General features: G+C 65.6%; 1 protein-coding gene. It reads right to left on the bottom strand.

Annotated features, from left to right (window positions below; translation table 11 throughout):
* Positions 1 to 393: DnaB-like helicase C-terminal domain-containing protein (locus tag AC1DS3_RS39585; protein ID WP_477129494.1), on the bottom strand; the 393-nt coding region annotated here is incomplete at both ends.

Raw genomic sequence — 393 nt, forward strand, 5'->3', positions numbered from 1 at the left:
GACATCAGCTGCAGGTAGTCGATGACGATCAGTCCGAGCTGGCCGCACTGGCGCGCCAGCCGGCGCGAACGGGCGCGCAGCTCCATCGAACTCAACGCCGGTGTTTCGTCGATGAACAATTGCGCATCGTTCATGCGCTGGATGGCGTGCGTGAGCCGCGGCCAGTCTTCGTCGAGCAGGCGGCCGGTACGCAGGCGGTGCTGGTCAAGCCGGCCGACCGAGCCCAGCATACGCATGGCCAGCTGCGTGCCTGCCATTTCCATCGAGAACACAGCCACCGGCAGGCCCTGCTCCACCGCCACGTGCTCGCCGATATTCAGCGAGAAAGCGGTCTTACCCATGGAGGGGCGTCCCGCTACGATGATCAGGTCGCCGGCCTGCATGCCACTGGTC

The sequence above is a fragment of the Cupriavidus sp. 01L46 genome (genome assembly GCF_056399905.1).